We start from the raw sequence: 14,999 nt of genomic DNA, 5'->3' as shown, positions 1-14,999 counted from the left end.
ACGGTTGTGACCGATAGGCTATGCCGGGACCTCCCGCAGAACCCGAGCGGGCACGTCCATTCAGCTTCAATCGAACGCACAAACCTCGAGGAGGCGCCGTGAGCGACGCGGGAATCCTGCCGGAGACGGCCACACTGACGGTCGGGGACAAGCACGCCGAGTTCCCCGTGCTGCGGGCCGTGGACGGCAAGTCCGCGATCGACGTGTCGACGCTGTCCCGACAGACGGGCTACACCGCCCTCGACTACGGCTTCGTCAACACGGCGTCGACGAAGTCGGAGATCACCTACATCGACGGCGAGCAGGGAATCCTCCGCTATCGCGGGTACCCGATCGAGCAGCTCGCGGAGAACGCGAGCTTCCTCGAGGTCGCCTGGCTGCTGATCTACGGCGAGCTGCCCTCGGCGACGGAGCTCGCCGAGTTCGACGCGCGGATCCGCCGGCACACGCTGCTCCACGAGGATCTCAAGAGCTTCTTCTCGGCTCTGCCCGACGGCGCGCACCCGATGGCGGTGCTGTCGAGCGCGACCTCGGCGCTGTCGACCTACTACGAGCGCGAGAGCGATCCCGACAACCCCGAGCACGTGGAGCTCAACATCATCCGCCTGCTGGCGAAGCTGCCCGTCATCGCGGCCTACTCGCACAAGAAGTCGATCGGCCAGGCGTTCCTGTACCCGGACAACTCGCTGAGCTACGTGGAGAACTTCCTCCGTCTCAACTTCGGCGTCATGAGCGAGCCGTACGAGATCGACCCCGTCATGGTGCGGGCGCTCGAGCGCCTGCTGATCCTCCACGAGGACCACGAGCAGAACGCGTCGACGTCGACCGTCCGCCTCGTGGGATCCACGGGCGCCGACCAGTTCGCGTCGATCTCCGCCGGCATCCAGGCGCTCTCCGGGCCGCTGCACGGCGGCGCGAACGAGGCCGTGCTGAAGATGCTCGGCCAGATCCGCGACTCCGGCGAGGGCGTGCAGCGCTTCGTCGAGCGGGTCAAGAACAAGGAAGACGGCGTGAAGCTCATGGGCTTCGGGCACCGCGTCTACAAGAACTACGACCCGCGGGCGAAGATCGTCAAGCAGTCGGCGGACGAGGTCCTCGAGGCGCTCGGGGTGAACGACCCGCTGCTCGACCTTGCGAAGGAGCTCGAGGAGATCGCGCTCCGCGACGAGTACTTCCAGTCGCGCAACCTCTACCCGAACGTCGACTTCTACACGGGCGTCATCTACAAGGCGATGGGCTTCCCGACGCGCGTGTTCACGGTGCTGTTCGCGATCGGCCGCCTCCCCGGCTGGCTGGCGCAGTGGCGCGAGCAGAACCTCGACCGCCAGGGCAAGATCGGCCGTCCGCAGCAGCTCTACATCGGACCGGACGAGCGCCGCTACCCCGGCGTCTGAGAAGACGCGCCTCGCGAAGAGCGGCCGCCGCCCCGGAGGGGGTCGGCGGCCGCTCTTCGCGTCGAGGCTCAGGCGTGCAGCGCCTCGTTGAGCGTGACGCCGACGCCCTCGCGCTTCCGGGCCTCGATCGCGCCCGAGACCGAGTTGCGGATGAACAGCACGCCGTTCACGCCGGACAGCTGCGAGCCCTTCACGATCTGGGGGGCGCCGTCGGCCGTGCGCGGCTCGTCGGCGAGCACGACCTTCGTGCCGGCGGTCACGTACAGGCCCGCCTCGACGACGCAGTCGTCGCCGAGGGAGATGCCGATGCCGGAGTTCGCGCCGAGCAGCGTGCGCTGCCCGATCGACACGCGGTGCGTGCCTCCGCCCGAGAGCGTGCCCATGATGGACGCGCCGCCGCCGATGTCCGAGCCGTCTCCGACGACGACCCCCTGCGAGATGCGGCCCTCGACCATCGAGGCGCCGAGCGTTCCGGCGTTGAAGTTCACGAAGCCCTCGTGCATCACGACCGTGCCGGGGGCGAGATGCGCGCCGAGGCGCACGCGCGCCGTGTCGGCGATCCGCACGCCCTCGGGCTGGACGTAGTCGGTGAGGCGCGGGAACTTGTCGATCGCGTAGATCTGCAGGCCGTGCCGCCGCAGCGCGGCGCGATGGGCGGCCGCCTGCGACGGGACCATCGGCCCCGCGTCGGTCCACGCGTTGTTCGGCAGGTGCCCGAACAGCCCCTCGAGGCTCAGCTCGTTGGGCGCGACGAGGAGCTGCGAGAGCGCCTGGAGGCGCAGGTACGCGTCCTTGGTCGAGGCGACGGGGGCGTCGAGGTCGGCCTCGACGGCGACGACCTCGGTCGACACGCCGCGGCGCTCGTCGGTGCCGGCCTCGGACGACAGCGATCCGCGGTCGGGGTCCGCATCGAGGTCGGCGAGCCGGCCCAGGCTCGGGGACGGGAACCACGTGTCGAGGACGGTGCCGTCGGCCGCGATGGTCGCGAGGCCGACGCCGGACACCCAGCGCTTCTCAGTCATGCCCCCAGGGTACTGAACCGCGAGGGCTCCCCGGCACCGCCGACGTAGGCTGGTGTCATGCTCGATCTCGCCGCTGGCCCCGTCTCCCTCACCCGCGCCATCTGCGACATCCCGAGCGTCTCGGGCGACGAGGCCGCTCTCGCCGACGCCATCGAGGAGGCCGTCCGCCGCGTGCCGCATCTGACGGTCGAGCGGGAGGGTGACGCGATCGTCGCGCGCACCGAGCTCGGCCGTGCGCAGCGCGTGATCATCGCGGGGCACATCGACACGGTCCCCCTCAACCGCAACCTCCCCGTCCGCGAGGTCGTCGAGGACGGGGAGCGGCTCCTGTGGGGCCGCGGGACGGTGGACATGAAGGCGGGCGTCGCCGTGCAGCTCGCCCTCGCGGCCGAGCTCTCGGATCCGTCCGCGGACATCACGTGGGTCTGGTACGACCACGAGGAGGTCGAGGCGACGAAGAACGGCCTCGGGCGCCTGGCGCGCACGCGCCCTGAGCTGCTCGAGGGAGACTTCGCGATCCTCGGCGAGCCCTCGAACGGCGCCGTCGAGGGGGGCTGCAACGGCACGCTGCGCGCGGCGATCCGCACGCGCGGGGTGCGCTCGCACAGCGCGAGGTGGTGGATGGGGGAGAACGCCATCCACGCGGCCGCGCCGATCCTCGCGCGCCTCCAGGCCTACACGCCGGAGACCGTGGAGGTCGAGGGGCTCGCGTACCGCGAGGGGCTCAGCGCGGTGCGCATCGCGGGCGGCATCGCGGGCAACGTGATCCCCGACCTGTGCGAGGTGGAGGTCAACTACCGGTTCGCGCCGCACCGGAGCGCGGACGAGGCCGTCGCCCACGTGCGCGAGGTGTTCTCCGGCTTCGAGATCGAGATCACCGATCTGTCTCCGGGCGCCCGGCCCGGGCTCGACGCGCCGCTCGCGCGGGCCTTCGTCGACGCGGTCGGGGGCGAGGCGAGGCCCAAGTACGGGTGGACGGACGTGGCGCGCTTCAGCGAGCTCGGGATCCCCGCCGTCAACTACGGGCCCGGCGACGCCCAGCTCGCTCACCACGACGAGGAGCGGGTCCCCGTCGCGCAGATCGAGGCGGTCGAGCGAGGGCTGCGTTCGTGGCTGACGGGAGCCTGAGCCCCGTCTCCCGCCCCGCATGGCAGCGGATCCTCGGGGTCTATCTGGCCTCGCGCGTCATCACGACGACGCTCATGCTGCTGAGCGCGGCGATCGCGCCCGCCTGGGGCCGGCACGGCGCCGAGGCGACGCCCCTGGACTACGCGGTCGCGTGGGACGGGGCGTGGTATCGCGAGATCGCGCTCTTCGGCTACCCGACGGAGCTGCCGCGCGGCGAGGACGGCATGGTGACGCAGAACGCGTGGGCCTTCATGCCGCTGTTCCCGATGATCGCCCGAGGGGCCGCGGCCCTCATCCCCGGGGCGCGGCCGGGCGCCGACGACGTCTGGGCCGTGGCGAACGCCTGGGCCGGATGCGCCGTCGCGATCGCCCTCGTCTCCGGGTACGCGGTCTGCGTGCTCCTGCACGCGCTGCTCGCGCCCCGGATCGGGGACCGCAGCGCGATGTTCGCCGTGGCGCTCGTCGCCTTCGGCCCGCTCGCCGCGATGTTCCAGGTGGCCTACGCGGAGTCGATGTTCCTCGCGCTGCTGCTCGCCGCACTCCTCTGCGTGCAGAGGCGCCGCTGGGCGCCGCTGTACGCGCTCGTGCCCGCGATGGGGTTCACCCGGCCGGGCGTTCTCGCCTTCGCGCTCGCGCTGGCGCTCGTGGGCCTCAGCCGGCTGCGGCACCGCCGCGTCGATCCGATCCTCCGCTCCGAGGTCGGGCACGTGCTCGCGATCGGCGCCCTCGCGACCGCCGTGGGGTTCGCGTGGCCCGCGATCGTGGGCCGGGTGACCGGCGAGGCCGACGGCTATCTCGCGACCGAGCTGTCATGGCGCCGCACCTGGGTGGGCGACGCCGCGGAGGGGTTCCTCCCCGCGGAGGGCTGGCTGCAGGCTGCGGACGCGTGGGCCGGCGTGTGGGGGATCCCGGCCTGGGCGGGGTACGCGCTGCTCGTCCTGCTCCTCGCGGGGGCGATCGCGGCCCTGTCGTCGCGGCCCGTCCGCGCGCTCGGCGTCGAGGTCCACGCCTGGGGCGCGGCCTACGCGATCTACCTGCTGCTCGTGTTCTTCCCCCAGTCGAGCGTCTTCCGGCTGCTGTTCCCGCTCGCCCCGCTCGCGGGCGCGATCGCCGTCGCCACGGCGCGATCGGTCAGGGCCCGCTACCTCGTGTTCGCCGGCGGGATCCTCGCCCAGGGTACGTGGATCACGGCGATGTACGGCTACGGCCACACGTTCTGGCTCGTGCCCTGAGCGTTCACACGGGGTCATTTGAGCGATTCGGAACTAGGAGATCAGCGTTCCACCGATAAAATGGGAGCGAACAATCAGGAAGGGGAGCCACATATGGCTGCTATGAAGCCGCGCACGGGAGACGGACCCATGGAGGCCGTCAAGGAGGGGCGCCTCATCATCGTTCGCGTTCCGCTCGAGGGCGGAGGCCGCCTCGTCGTATCCGTGAACGACGACGAGGCGAAGGAGCTCCACGACGTGCTGGGTGCCGTCGTGGACGCAGCCTGAGCCCGCTTCTCTCGAACGCTGAGAAGGGCCGGATCCCGCGAGGGGTCCGGCCCTTCTCCGCGTCTCGGCGTCAGCGGGCGGTGGTGATCTGCAGCAGGCCCTCGCCGACCGTCGAGAGCGCCGCGATCACGCCGGGCGAGCCGAGGGTCTCCTCGATGAGGCCGCGGTAGTCCGCCGTCAGCGGATCCCGCGCCACCGGATCCGCGACCCGCCCGCCGTGGAGGACGCGGGGCACGAGCACCGTTCCTCCGGGGCGCGCGAGGCGCAGCCCGTGCTCGACGTGCTCGAGCACGTGCTCGGGGTCGGCGTCGATCATCACGACGTCGTAGGCGCCCTCGTTCATGCGGGGCAGCACGGTCGCCGCGCGCCCGGCGATGCAGCGCACGCGCGTCAGCGGCGTCCCGGAGGCGGCGAACGCCTGACGCGCGGCCGCGAGGTGCTCCGGCTCCTCGTCGATGGTCGTGAGCACCGCGCCGGGGGAGCCGTGCAGCAGCCAGAGCCCGGAGACGCCGGCGCCCGTGCCGATCTCGATGATCGCGCGCGCGGGCGCCGATGCGGCGATCACCGCGCACTGCGCGCCCACGGCAGGGCTGATCGGCTGCGCGCCCAGCTCGAGCGCGGTCTGCCGCGCGCGGGAGATGACGTCGGGCTCGACGACGGCCTCTCGGACGAAACGGGAGATGGCGCTGTCGCTCATGCCTCCAGCCTACGTCCGCGCCGGTCGTTCCCCCGTGCGGGCGCGGCGTCGCTCGCGGGACGGGCGTGTCAGGGGACGACGGGGAGGGGAGACTATCCTGAGAGGCATGTTCAGCGGGGTCTCGATCGACCAGATTCTCCTCATCGCCGTGATCGCCGCGATCGTGGTCGGCCCCGAGCGCCTCCCGAAGTTCGCCCAGTCGCTCGCGCGCGGCACGAAGCAGGTGCGCGAGTACGTGCGCTCCGCCCGCACCCGCGTCGAGGAGGAGATGGGCGACGAGTTCTCGGAGGTGGACTGGCAGAAGCTCGACCCCCGCCAGTACGACCCGCGGCGCATCATCCGCGACGCGCTCCTCGAGGACGACGCGCCCCCGTCGCCGACGGCCTCCGGCGCGGCGGCCGCAACGGCCGTCCCCCGGCCGCGCACCGCTCCGCTCGTCCCGCGGGCCTTCTCCTCGGAGGAGCCGCCCCCCTTCGACGACGAGGCGACCTGATCCGAGCCGGCTCCGGGCTCAGGTCGGCTGGAACGGCAGGCGCCGACCGGTGAGGCCCCGCCCTCCGGAGGCGATCCGGTCGGCGAGGCGCTCGATCTCCCGCGCGCTCGGATCCTCGGGGCGGGAGAGCACGACGGGGTCGCCCGCATCGCCGTCCGCGCGGAGCGAGGGGCTCAGCGGGATCGAGGCGAGCAGCGGCACGTCGTCGCCGCCTTCGGAGAGCGCGGCGGCGACCTCGGCGCCTCCGCCCTCGCCGAACAGGTCGAGGCGCGTGCCGTCCGGCAGCGTCATCGCGGACATGTTCTCGACGACGCCGAGCACGCGCTGCCCCACCTGGCGGGCGAGCACGCCCGATCGGATCGCCACGTCGCCGGCCGCCGCCTGCGGGGTGGTCACGACGAGCACCTCCGCTCCCGGCAGCAGCTGGCCGGCGGAGATGGCGATGTCCCCGGTGCCGGGGGGCATGTCGAGCAGCAGCACGTCCAGGTCGCCGAAGAAGACGTCGGTGAGGAACTGCTGCAGCGTGCGGTGCAGCATCGGGCCGCGCCACATGACGGCGCCGGGGGAGGAGCCGTCGGACTGCCGCAGGAACATGCCGATCGAGATGACCTTCACGTCGTGGGCGACAGGCGGCAGGATGAGATCTCCCACCTGCGTCGGCGCGGGCGGCTCGCCGTGCCGGACGAGGCCCATGAGCTGCGGGATCGAGAACCCGTGCACGTCGGCGTCGATGAGCCCCACCTTCAGCCCGCGCGCCGCGAGGGCGACGGCCAGGTTGGCCGTGACGGTCGACTTGCCGACGCCTCCCTTGCCACTCGTGACCGCGATGACGCGGGTGAGGGAGTCGGCGTCGAACGGGTTCCGCCTCCGCGGGCCGCGCAGGCGCTCGGTGAGCGCCCGGCGCTGCTCGGGCGTCATCACGCCGACCTCCACCGTGACGCGCCCGGCACCCGCGACCCGCTCCGCGGCCTCGCGCACGTCGCTCTCGATCCGGTCGGCGGCGGGGCATCCGGAGATCGTCAGCGCGATCTCGACGGTCACGTCCTCGCCGTCCGCGGCCACGCCGCGGACCATGTCGAGCTCGGACAGCGGGCGCCGCAGCTCGGGGTCGGTCACGCGCCCGACTGCGTCCCTGACGCGCTCGGCGAGGGGAGAGGTCATCGCGTCTCCTCCGCGCGGTCCTCGTCTCTTCCCCGCTCGTCGAGCTCGCGCAGCAGCTCCGCGAGCTCCTGGCGGATGACGTCGCGCGTGGCGACGCGCTGCTCGAGCTCCTGCACGGTCATGCGCAGCGCGACGATCTCCCGCGCGAGGTACTCGGTGTCGGCGAGGTTGCGCTCGGCGCGCTGACGATCCTGTTCGAGCGCGACCCGGTCGCGGTCGTCCTGCCGGTTCTGCGCGAGGAGGATCAGCGGGGCGGCGTAGGAGGCCTGCAGCGACAGGATGAGCGTGAGGGCGGTGAACCCGATCGCCGCGGAGTCGAAGCGCCGCTCCAGGGGCGCGAGGGTGTTCCACGCCATCCACATCGCGCAGAACAGGGTCAGGAGCGCGAGGAACGCGGGGGTCCCCATGGCGCGGGCGATCCACTCCGTGAACCGGCCGAACCGGTCGCTCGCGGGCTGCGACTCGGCGCCGAGGCTGGGCCGGCGTCCCCGGAGGAACCGGCGGGGCTGCGGGCGCGCCATCAGCCGGCCGCCGTCGGGATCGCGCCGGTCATCGGCGGCAGCGGATCGTCCTCGTCGTGCGAACGCCAGTCGTCAGGCAGCAGGAAGTCGAGGATGTCGTCGACCGTGACGGCGCCGAGCAGGCGGTGCGCCGTGTCGACGACCGGCATCGCCACGAGGTCGTAGGTCGCGATGCGGCGGGCGACCTCCGCGGCGGGAGAAGTCGCCTGCACGGGCTCGAGGGAGTCGTCGAGGATCGCCCCGACGCGCTCGTGCGGCGGATAGCGCAGCATGCGCTGGAAGTGCACCGCGCCGAGATAGCGGCCCGTGGGGGTCTCGTAGGGCGGCAGCGTGATGAAGACGCTCGCCGCGAGGGCGGGATGCAGCTCGTGACGGCGGATCAGGGCGAGCGCCTCGGCGATCGTCGCGTCGGCGGGGAGGATGATCGGCTCGGTCGTCATGAGGCCGCCCGCCGTCTCCGGGCCGTAGCGCAGGATGAGGCGCACGTCGTCGGCCTCGTCCGGCTCCATCATGCGCAGCAGCTCCTCGCTGCGCTCGTCGCTGAGCTCGGCGAGCACGTCGGCCGCGTCGTCCGGATCCATCGCGTCGAGCACGTCCGCGGCGCGCTCGTCGCCGATCGCCTCGAGGATCACGACCTGCTGCTCCTCGGGCATCTCCTCCAGCGCATCGGCGAGACGCTCGTCGCCGAGCTCCGACACGACCTCGATCATCCGCTCCGGGGGCAGGTCGAGCATCGCGTTCGCGAGGTCGGCGGGCTTGAGCTCGGCGTAGGTCTGGGCGAGCTGCTCGGCCGAATGCGCCTCGCCCGGCCGCTGCTCCTCGCGCACCTGCGCCCAGCTCGCGAACGTCGTCGGCCCCTTCGAGAAGGGCGACGCGCCCTGACGGGGACGGCGCAGGAAGAGCTGCGTGATCGACCACTCGCCGATCCTGTTCGGCTCGATCCCCACGTCCTCGATGGTCGCCTCGCCGCTGCCGTCGCGCAGCTGCACGCGGCGACCGAGGACCTCGGCGATGATCCGGCGCTCGTCGGCTCGGGGCTGGAACCTCCGCACGTTGATGAGGCCCGTCGTGATCACCTGACCCTGGGCGATCGAGGTGACGCGCCCGATCGACACGAAGACCTGTCGGCGTCCGGGGATCTCGAGGACGAGGCCGATGACGCGCGGCGCTCCCGAGCTGCGATACACCACGACGACGTCGCGGACCTTGCCCAGCCGGTCTCCGGCGGGGTCGAACACGGGGCAGCCTGCCAGGCGCCCGACGAAAACCCTCTGCGTGCTCACCCGTCCAGCCTAGGCCCCGATGCGGGGGAGCGGCGGCTCACAGACGGCGCATAGCCGGAGCAGAGGAGGCGCCGCCCGTCGCGTGGGAGAATCGGGCCATGAGCATGATGAACGGTCTGGCCCCCGCACCCCAGGTGGGCGAGACGGTCGCCACCTACACGACGTACGAGGGGGCGCAGAAGGCCGTCTCGACGCTGATCGAGAAGGGCGTGCCCGCGCGCGACATCGCGATCGTCGGCTCCGGCCTCCGCTCCGTCGAGAAGGTCACGGGGCGTCTCGGCTGGGCGCAGGCGGCCTGGCAGGGCGCGCTGAACGGCGTGCTCATCGGCCTGCTCTTCGCCGCGGTCGCGGTCATCTGGGCGCCGGGCGCGGGGATGGCGGTGCTCGGCGGCGCGATCCTCATCGGCGTCTCGTTCGGCATGCTCATGCGCGTCGTCACGTACGCGATGATCCGCCGGCGCCGCGACTTCGCGAGCGTCATGTCCGTGACCGCGGAGCGGTACGAGGTCGCGGTCGAGCGCGCGCACGTCGCCGAGGCGCGCGCCGCCCTGGGAACGACGCGACCGCGCACAACCGTCGCGGCTCCCCGGCCGACCGAGCCGCCGAGGTACGGCATCCGCGTCTCTCCCGGTCGCGCGCCCGAGCCTCGCGCGGACGAGCCGGAGACGCCTCCGGCCCCGCCCGAGGCGCCCACCCCGCAGGACGTGGGGGAGGAGCCTCCGGAGGGGCCGGACCCGAGCGGTCAGCGCGACTGAGCGATCCAGGCCTCGATCTCGTCGGCCGTGCGGGGGATGCCCGCCGAGAGGCTCACCGGGCCGTCGGCGGTCATGAGGATGTCGTCCTCGATGCGCACGCCGATGCCGCGGTACTCCTCGGGAACCGTGAGATCGTCCTCCTGGAAGTACAGGCCGGGCTCGATCGTGAACACCATGCCGGGCTCGACGAGGCCCTCGTAGTACATCTCCCGGCGGGCCTGCGCGCAGTCGTGCACGTCGAGGCCGAGGTGGTGGCTCGTGCCGTGCACCATGTAGCGGCGCTGGTGGCCGCCCCGGTCGGCGTCGAGCGCCTCCTCGGGCGTCACGGGGAGGAGGCCCCACTCGGCCGTGCGCTCCGCGATCACCCGCATCGCGGTGTCGTGCAGCTCGCGGAACGACATGCCGGGGCGCGCGTTCTCGAAGGCGGCGTCTGCCGCCTCCCGCACGGTCTCGTAGATGCGCCGCTGGATCGGCGTGAACGTGCCGCTGACGGGGAGGGTGCGGGTGATGTCGGCCGTGTAGAGGCTGTCGACCTCGACGCCCGCGTCGATGAGGACCAGGTCGCCCGGGCGCACCGCGCCGTCGTTGCGGGTCCAGTGGAGGTAGCAGGCGTGCGGGCCGGCGGCGGCGATCGTGTCGTAGCCCTCCCAGTTGCCGTCGCTGCGCGCGCGCAGGTGGAACACGCCCTCGATGACGCGCTCGCCGCGCGGGTGGTCGATGATCCGGGGGAGCTCGCGGACGATGTCGTCGAACCCGCGGGCCGTCGTGTCGACCGCCAGCTGCATCTGGGCGATCTCGTAGTCGTCCTTGATGAGCCGCAGCTCCGAGACGAAGGTCGTCAGCTCGTCGTCCTCCTCGACGACCAGGTCGTCCTCACCCGCCTCGAACCGCTCGAGGTGCTCCGTCGCGACGCCGAGGTCGGCGGCGACGGCGGCGAGGGAGGGACGCGGCCCCACCCAGAACTCGCCGATCGTCGCGTCGCGGTAGAACTCCTCGGTCTCGCGCGTGGCGCGATCGCGCAGGTAGAGCGTGACGTCGTGTCCGTCGTCCGTCGGGTCGAACACGAGCAGCGAGTCGGCGACCGCGTCGGAGGCCCACCCCGTGAGGTGCGCGAAGGCCGAGTGCGGGCGGAACGGATAGTCGGTGTCGTTGCTGCGCTGCTTGAACCCGCCGGCGGGGACGACGAGACGCCTGCCGGCGAAGGCGGCGCTGACGGCCGCGCGGCGCCGCGCGGTGAAGGGCGCCTGCTCGCGGGCCGCGGGCAGCGTGTCGGGACGGTCGGCCCACCCCGTGGAGATCGTGTCGAGGAACCCCTGAGGGAAGGGCTGGCGTCGGTTGGTGTTCGAGTCGGCGGCCTTCTCGGCCGCCTCCTGGGTCTGCGTGGGTTCAGCCGTCATGTCCCCAGTCTCTCACCGACGGGACGGGAGGGGAGCGCTACTCGCTGCGCTCGAGCTGCACCACGAGGGGGCGGTGGTCGCTGCCCGCGTCGTCGAGGTTCGTGAGCACGACGGATCCGGTCGCCCGCCAGGCGTCGGAGTGCATGACGTGGTCGATCGGCGAGCCGAAGAGGGAGGGGAGCGAGGTCGGCCAGGTCCCGACGCCCCCGTTGCCGGTCTCGAGGGCCGCGTCGCGGCACCAGCCGAGATCGGTGTCCTCGCTGGCCGCGAGGCCCCCCAGATGGTCGACCGTGGCGTTGAGATCGCCCGCGAGGATCACATCACCGTCGACGCACTGGTCGGCGAGCCAGCGCAGGTCGTAGCGCCAGTCGTCCAGGTACTTCGGCAGGGGAGCGACGGCGTGCGCCGCGATGACGATCGGGCCGTCTCCGTCGACGGGCATCGCGACGGCGGACGGGAGGCGGAGCGTGCCGTCGCCCGAGGCGTCGATGACGGCGTAGTCGCCGAGCTCCGGCGAGATCAGCAGGGTCGTCTGCCAGGCCTGCGGCCCGCGCTCGACGTCGGAGTTGTAGTGCTCGTTGTGCACCCACATCGGGCGGCCGAGATCGCGCATGATGACCGCGACCTCCTCGCCGACGCCCTCCGCGGTCTCCGGGAGCGCGATGATGTCGGCCTCCATCGCCACGGCCGTCTCCGCGATCGTCTCCGACCCCGCCGCGTTGCCCAGGGTGTTCCAGGTCATGACGCGCACGCTGCCGTCGATCTTGTCTGGCAGGTCGTCGGATCCGAGGCCCCGCAGGCCGAGCGTGACCCCGCCGCACACCGCGCCGAGAGCGGAGACGATCGCCATCGAGAGGGCGAAGCCGCGGATCGGCCGGGCGGCGGAGAGGAGGAGGAAGAGGACGAACAGGGCGGCGAAGGCGACGACGACGATGCCGCGCATCGCGACGAGGTGGGCGAGGCCGAGGGTCTGCTCGAGACGGAAGAAGTGCGGCCAGGTGACCACCGCCGTCGCGCACGCGAACAGCACGGTGACGACGACTCCGATCCACCTCAGCACGAGGCCGAGAGTACGGACGGTGTCTGGGAATCACTCCGGCATCGCGCCGACGCGGAGCGCATCGGGGGCGATCTCCCAGCAAGCGGGAAGGCGCCCGTAGGATCGCGGTGTGACCGAGATCCCGCGCGAGAGAGCCGACCTGCACCTCCACTCGTCCTGCTCGGACGGCACGGAGCCGCCAGGCGAGGTCGTGCGCGCCGCGCACCGCGCGGGCGTCGGGGTCATCGCGCTGACGGACCACGACACGACCGACGGCTGGGCCGAGGCCGCGGCCGCGGCGCGCGAGACGGGGCTGACGCTCCTGCCGGGCGCGGAGGTGTCGGCGAAGCACGCGGGACGCAGCGTGCACGTGCTCGCGTACCTGTTCGATCCGGCTGACAAGGTGCTCCTGCGTCTCATGAACCGCGTCCGCGAAGACCGCATCGGGCGGGCGGAGCGGCTCGTCCGCAACATCGGCAGGGACTATCCGCTCACCTGGGATGACGTCCTCGCGCAGCGCGCGGGCGACGCGACGATCGGGCGTCCGCACATCGCCGACGCGCTCATCGCCCGCGGGACCGTCCGCGACCGCGAGGAGGCGTTCGCCTCGATCCTGCACCCCGCGGGCGGATACTACGTGCCGCACTACGCCCCGGAGCCCGAGGAGGTCGTCCGCGCGATCGGCGGAGCGGGCGGCGTCTCGGTCATCGCCCACCCCGCGGGCAGGGGGATGATGCCCGACTCGGAGATCGCCCGCCTCGTCGACGCGGGCCTCGGCGGCTTCGAGCTCGCCCACCGCGAGAACGACGAGCGCGGCGTGCGGCACCTGGCTCGCGTCGTCGCGCGGCGCGATCTCATCGTGACGGGATCCAGCGACTACCACGGCTCGGGCAAGCCCAACCGCATCGGGGAGAACACGACCGCGCCCGAGATGGTCGCCCGCATCGTCTCCGCCGCACGAGGAAGCGCCCCGGTCGTCGGCTGACGACGGGGGCGCTTCCTCGGCTGCTCAGGCTCCCTGCGCGGTCTGCCCGGAGGCGCGGCGACGGCGCCGCCTGCGCCGCGCGGCGGCCGGCTTGCCGTCGTGGTGCTCCTTGCCGGTGCCGTCGTGGGTGCCCTCGGCGGGCTTGCCCGCGGTCTCCTCGGAGCGTCCGCCCTCGCCTCCGTCGGAGGGACGGCGACGGCGCCGCGAGCGACCGGAGCCCTCGCCGGAGGACTCCTTCGCCTCGCTCTTCGTCGGGGCCTTCGCGATCCGGCCCTTCGTGCCCTCGGCGATGTCGAGGTCCGAGAAGAGGTGCGGGCTCGTCGAGTACGTCTCGACGGGCTCGGGCTGGCCGAAGTCGAGCGCCCGGTTGATGAGGGCCCACTTGTGCAGGTCGCCCCAGTCGACGAACGTCACGGCGATGCCCTCGCGACCGGCGCGGCCCGTGCGGCCCGCGCGGTGCAGGTACGTCTTCTCGTCGTCGGGGATCGTGTGGTTGATCACGTGGGTGACGTCGTCGACGTCGATGCCGCGCGCCGCGACGTCCGTCGCGACGAGCACGTCGCGCTTGCCCGCCTTGAAGGCGGCCATCGAGCGCTCGCGCTGCTCCTGGCCCATGTCGCCGTGCACGCCGCCGACGCTGAAGCCGCGGTCGGTCAGCTCGTCGACGAGCCGCTGCGCCTGGCGCTTCGTGCGGGTGAAGATCACGGTCTTCCCGCGGCCCTCCGCCTGCAGGATCCGGCCGATGATCTCGTCCTTGTCGAGCTGGTGGGCGCGGTAGACGATGTGGCGGATGTTCGCCTGGGTGAGGCCCTCGTCGGGGTCGGAGGCGCGGATGTGGATGGGGTTCGACATGAACCGCCGCGCGAGGGCGACGATCGGGCCGGGCATGGTCGCGCTGAACAGCTGCGTGTGGCGCTGCGGGGCGACCTTCTGGAAGATCTTCTCGATGTCGGCGAGGAAGCCGAGGTCGAGCATCTTGTCGGCCTCGTCGAGCACGACCTCCGTCGCGTTCGACAGGTCGAGCAGGCGCTGGTTCGCGAGGTCGATGAGGCGGCCGGGGGTGCCGACGACGATCTGCGCGCCGGCCTGGAGCTGCTCGATCTGCCCCTCGTAGGCCTTGCCGCCGTAGATCGCGACCACGTGCGTCGAGCGGCCCCTCGTCAGCAGATCCATGTCCTCGTACACCTGCGTCGCGAGCTCGCGGGTCGGCACGACGATGAGGGCCTTCACGCCGGGCTCCGGATCCTCGCCCAGCCGCTGCACGACGGGGATCCCGAAGCCGAACGTCTTGCCCGTCCCGGTCTTCGCCTGGCCGATCACGTCCTGGCCGGGCAGGGAGATCGGGATCGTCTGCTCCTGGATGGGGAACGCGTCGACGATCCCCTTCTGCGCGAGGACGTCGACCATGTCCTGGTCGACGCCGAGTTCAGCGAATGTGGTCATCGGAGATGCTGCCTGTCCCGACGGTGCGGCGCGAGAACGCGCGGCGGCCGCCGCTGAGAGTGTCCACGCCCTCACATCAGCCGCAGGCGCGGGGCCCCGATCCGGTGCCGGGGCTGAGACCACCCTACCCGTGCGGAGGCGCCGACCCCGGCCAGGCGCGGCGGAGCCGCTCGGGACGCGGG

General features: G+C 72.4%; 15 protein-coding genes. 7 read left to right on the top strand and 8 right to left on the bottom strand.

Translation table 11 applies throughout. From position 1 onward, the window contains the following. Positions 1-98 precede the first annotated feature (98 nt). Positions 99-1,394, top strand: coding sequence for a citrate synthase (locus tag NHL53_RS04460; protein ID WP_433775560.1), 1,296 nt, complete (start codon positions 99-101; stop codon positions 1,392-1,394). 68 nt (positions 1,395-1,462) lie between these two features. Here NHL53_RS04460 and dapD read toward each other — a convergent pair whose 3' ends face one another. Continuing rightward, positions 1,463-2,416 (bottom strand): 2,3,4,5-tetrahydropyridine-2,6-dicarboxylate N-succinyltransferase, encoded by a 954-nt coding sequence (gene dapD / locus NHL53_RS04455; protein ID WP_433775558.1) that lies wholly within the window; start codon positions 2,414-2,416, stop codon positions 1,463-1,465. 57 nt (positions 2,417-2,473) lie between these two features. Between dapD and dapE the strand changes: the two genes are divergently transcribed. From dapE to NHL53_RS04440, 3 genes are all read left to right on the top strand, one after another. Then, positions 2,474-3,544 carry a succinyl-diaminopimelate desuccinylase gene (dapE, locus tag NHL53_RS04450; protein WP_433775556.1) on the top strand — a complete coding sequence of 357 codons (1,071 nt, stop codon included), beginning with the start codon at positions 2,474-2,476 and terminating at the stop codon, positions 3,542-3,544. Continuing rightward, a complete protein-coding gene (locus NHL53_RS04445) occupies positions 3,526-4,776 on the top strand; it encodes a hypothetical protein (protein WP_433775554.1) in 1,251 nt (416 codons plus the stop codon). The genes dapE and NHL53_RS04445 overlap by 19 nt, the downstream gene beginning before the upstream one ends. Before the next feature lie 93 nt (positions 4,777-4,869). Then, positions 4,870-5,043, top strand: coding sequence for a DUF3117 domain-containing protein (locus NHL53_RS04440; RefSeq protein WP_433775552.1), 174 nt, complete (start codon positions 4,870-4,872; stop codon positions 5,041-5,043). A 70-nt stretch (positions 5,044-5,113) separates the two neighbouring features. Here the strand turns inward: NHL53_RS04440 and NHL53_RS04435 are convergent, their stop codons facing one another. After that, the gene (locus NHL53_RS04435; RefSeq protein WP_433775550.1) at positions 5,114-5,740 is read right to left on the bottom strand and encodes an O-methyltransferase; all 627 of its coding nucleotides are present in this window, start codon (positions 5,738-5,740) and stop codon (positions 5,114-5,116) included. Between the two features lie 106 nt (positions 5,741-5,846). On the opposite strand from NHL53_RS04435, the gene NHL53_RS04430 reads away from it, so the two are divergent. After that, complete coding sequence (locus tag NHL53_RS04430; RefSeq protein ID WP_433775548.1) at positions 5,847-6,233, top strand: twin-arginine translocase TatA/TatE family subunit; 387 nt, start codon at positions 5,847-5,849, stop codon at positions 6,231-6,233. An 18-nt stretch (positions 6,234-6,251) separates the two neighbouring features. Here the strand turns inward: NHL53_RS04430 and NHL53_RS04425 are convergent, their stop codons facing one another. Genes NHL53_RS04425 through NHL53_RS04415 form a run of 3 tightly spaced genes read right to left on the bottom strand, consistent with a single transcriptional unit; the run spans position 6,252 to position 9,198 of the window. Beyond that, entirely contained in the window at positions 6,252-7,394 is a 1,143-nt protein-coding gene (locus NHL53_RS04425; protein WP_433775545.1) for an Mrp/NBP35 family ATP-binding protein, read from the bottom strand. Beyond that, positions 7,391-7,915 carry a DUF1003 domain-containing protein gene (locus tag NHL53_RS04420; protein ID WP_433775543.1) on the bottom strand — a complete coding sequence of 175 codons (525 nt, stop codon included), beginning with the start codon at positions 7,913-7,915 and terminating at the stop codon, positions 7,391-7,393. The genes NHL53_RS04425 and NHL53_RS04420 overlap by 4 nt, the downstream gene beginning before the upstream one ends. Next, positions 7,915-9,198, bottom strand: coding sequence for a magnesium transporter MgtE N-terminal domain-containing protein (locus NHL53_RS04415; RefSeq protein WP_433775541.1), 1,284 nt, complete (start codon positions 9,196-9,198; stop codon positions 7,915-7,917). Before NHL53_RS04415 ends, NHL53_RS04420 begins: the two co-directional genes overlap by 1 nt. Before the next feature lie 98 nt (positions 9,199-9,296). On the opposite strand from NHL53_RS04415, the gene NHL53_RS04410 reads away from it, so the two are divergent. After that, entirely contained in the window at positions 9,297-9,953 is a 657-nt protein-coding gene (locus NHL53_RS04410) for a general stress protein (protein WP_433775539.1), read from the top strand. Here NHL53_RS04410 and NHL53_RS04405 read toward each other — a convergent pair. Further along, on the bottom strand, positions 9,941-11,350 hold the full coding sequence (locus NHL53_RS04405; protein ID WP_433775536.1) for an aminopeptidase P family protein: 1,410 nt from the start codon (positions 11,348-11,350) through the stop codon (positions 9,941-9,943). The two genes, NHL53_RS04410 and NHL53_RS04405, sit on opposite strands and share 13 nt — an antisense overlap. A gap of 37 nt (positions 11,351-11,387) precedes the next feature. Next, positions 11,388-12,410: an endonuclease/exonuclease/phosphatase family protein gene (locus NHL53_RS04400; protein ID WP_433775534.1), complete on the bottom strand. Its 1,023-nt coding sequence runs from the start codon at positions 12,408-12,410 to the stop codon at positions 11,388-11,390. Between the two features lie 109 nt (positions 12,411-12,519). On the opposite strand from NHL53_RS04400, the gene NHL53_RS04395 reads away from it, so the two are divergent. Then, complete coding sequence (locus NHL53_RS04395) at positions 12,520-13,374, top strand: PHP domain-containing protein (protein ID WP_433775532.1); 855 nt, start codon at positions 12,520-12,522, stop codon at positions 13,372-13,374. Positions 13,375-13,398: 24 nt separating this feature from the next. Here NHL53_RS04395 and NHL53_RS04390 read toward each other — a convergent pair whose 3' ends face one another. Further along, a complete protein-coding gene (locus NHL53_RS04390; protein WP_433775531.1) occupies positions 13,399-14,817 on the bottom strand; it encodes a DEAD/DEAH box helicase in 1,419 nt (472 codons plus the stop codon). Between the last annotated feature and the right edge of the window lie 182 nt (positions 14,818-14,999).

This window comes from Microbacterium sp. gxy059 (genome assembly GCF_050958665.1).
GTDB lineage: Bacteria > Actinomycetota > Actinomycetes > Actinomycetales > Microbacteriaceae > Microbacterium.
This window is presented reverse-complemented; position numbering and strand designations above follow the sequence as displayed.